The following is a 2280-nucleotide window of genomic DNA, read 5'->3' on the forward strand; positions in this document are numbered from 1 at the left end:
CCGAGGCGGTGGCGGTGTTCAAGGTCAACGCCGGCGAGATCATCGAGGTGCCGGCGCGCCAGTTGGCGCAACAGCGCAGCGCGCCGCGCGTCGCCGCCCGTCCGGCGGCGGCCCCGGTCCAGCCGAAGGCGGAGCCCGCCATCGCGCCGCCCACGCAGGAACCCGTCGCCGAGCAGGCCCCGGCCCGCGCGCCGGCACGGCCGGCGGCGAGGCTCGCGCACGCGGCGCCGCGCGTCAAGCCGGCGGCCGAGGGCGCCACGGCGGCGCGTCCGGCGCGCCGCACGGCGGCGGCGCCCGCCGCCACGGACGAGAAGCTGCGTCCGGCGCCTGCGTCGGCGCCTCGTCGACAGACGCAGCCGGACGACGATTGGGAATCTTTCTGACGCCGGTCGATCCGGCAAATGGGTAGGTATGCGAGGCTACATTCATCTTCTGGCAAGCGCCGCGCTGGCGGCGTTGCTGGCCGGTTGTTCGGCGACGGGGCACAACTTCGACCCGGGCAAACTCTCGACCCTGACGCCGGGGAAGACCACGCTGGAACAGGCCTCGCGCGCGCTCACCGCGCCGCCCGACAAGTATTACAAGCAGACCGACGGCACCTTCCTGGCCCTTTGGTCCTTCAAGATCACCTTTGTCCCGGACGGCTTCTACAGCCGCAAGGAAGCGCTGCTGCAGTTCGGCCCCGACGGCCGTCTGCTGCGCCTCGTGGACAGCACCAATATTCTGCTGGAACCTTGGGAGCGTCAAAAGCTGCTGGGACCGGCGCCGCCTCCGGAAGAAAATCCGGAGCCGGCTCCCCCCGCGCCGCCGCCCGAGGTGCAAACGATCTCGATACCGGTGCCCGCGGCGCCGCCCGAGCCCGTGCGCAAGAGCGGGGCCGCCAAGTCCTGACATTCCACGGATGACGCCCCGGCCAGGCCGGGGCGCGCGTCGTTCCGGTCCGGCGGCAAGTCCGTCGCGGGCCGGGCGGTTTTTTTGGTCTGAGTTGTTCCAGAAGGATGGGGAGGAAGATGGAAGCGAGTCTCGAATCCGGTGCGAAACCCGGCAAGGTTGGCAAGAAGAAAGCCGGGCGCGCGCCCAAGGTCAAGCGCAAGCTGCGCCTGCGCGATGCACGCGTCGGTACGATGCTGCTGTGGGTGATGGCGTTCTTCGCCGTGCTGATCGCCGCCGTGGGCGGCCTGGCGGCGTTTTTCCTGCAGCACAACTTTGAATCCATCCGCGAAGTGAACGCGCTGACCGATCGCTCCAAGCAGGTCGACGTGATCAACAGCGACATGCTGCGCGCCCGCGTCAGCCTGATGGTGGCGGCGCGCCACCTGCAGGAATCGGGCTGGGGCAGCGGCGAGAATTCCGCCCGCGACGCGGCGGCGGCCCTCAAGGGCGCGACCGACCTGTTGACCGGCGTGCGGGCTCGCTTCGCCGATTTCCAGAAGAACATGCTGCAGGACGATACCGGCCGTCAGCTGTCGATGAACCTGGTGCGTCGTTATCGCTCCTACATCGACGATGGCGTGGACACCATGGTCGAAGCGCTGCGCAGCGAGGATTACTCGACCTTCTACATGGTCAACAATGAGTACGGCACGCCTCGCAGCGCCGCGTTCATCGAGGCTATTGGCGAGTTCAGCAAGTACATCGGCGACCAGCAGCAGGCCACGATCGAACAGGCCGACGCCAACTTCAACCGCGCGATGATCGCGGTGGCGGTGGCCATCGGGCTGGCGCTGGTGCTGATGGTGCTGGCTCGCGTGGTGTTCGGGCGCCTGGTGGTGCGTCCGCTGGTCGAAGCCGGCCAGCATTTCGACAAGATCGCCGCTGGCGACCTGACCGCCCGCGTGGAGGTGCGTTCGCACAACGAGATCGGCCAGCTGTTCGCCGCGCTCAAGCGCATGCAGGAAAGCCTGACGCGCACGGTGTCGACGGTGCGTCGTGGCGTCGACGAGATCACGGTCGGCTCGCGCGAGATCTCGGCGGGCAACACGGACCTGTCCAGCCGCACCGAAGAACAGGCGGCCTCGCTGGAGGAGACCGCGGCGTCGATGGAAGAGCTGGCCTCGACCGTCAAGCAGAACGCGGACAATGCGCGCCAGGCGAACCAGCTGGCGGCCAGCGCGTCGGACGTGGCCGAGCGCGGTGGTTCGGCGGTGTCGGAAGTGGTGGCGACGATGCAGGGCATCTCGGCCAGCTCGCGCAAGATTTCCGAGATCGTGTCGGTGATCGACGGCATCGCGTTCCAGACCAACATCCTGGCGCTGAACGCGGCGGTGGAAGCGGCGCGGG

Annotated in this window: 2 protein-coding genes and 1 pseudogene; all 3 read left to right on the forward strand. The window is 68.6% G+C overall.

Features of this window, described 5'->3' with window-relative positions:
- A pseudogene (locus KDH83_RS30420) lies at positions 1-383 on the forward strand (methyl-accepting chemotaxis protein); the annotation flags it as partial.
- Positions 384-411: 28 nt separating this feature from the next.
- Complete coding sequence (locus tag KDH83_RS30425) at positions 412-891, forward strand: hypothetical protein (protein ID WP_212322701.1); 480 nt, start codon at positions 412-414, stop codon at positions 889-891.
- 119 nt (positions 892-1010) lie between these two features.
- Positions 1011-2280 (forward strand): methyl-accepting chemotaxis protein (locus tag KDH83_RS30430; protein ID WP_212322704.1); only part of this gene is annotated, 1270 nt, incomplete at its 3' end.

Origin of the sequence: Achromobacter sp. Marseille-Q0513 (assembly GCF_018195695.1) — a bacterium.
Lineage (GTDB): Bacteria > Pseudomonadota > Gammaproteobacteria > Burkholderiales > Burkholderiaceae_B > Achromobacter.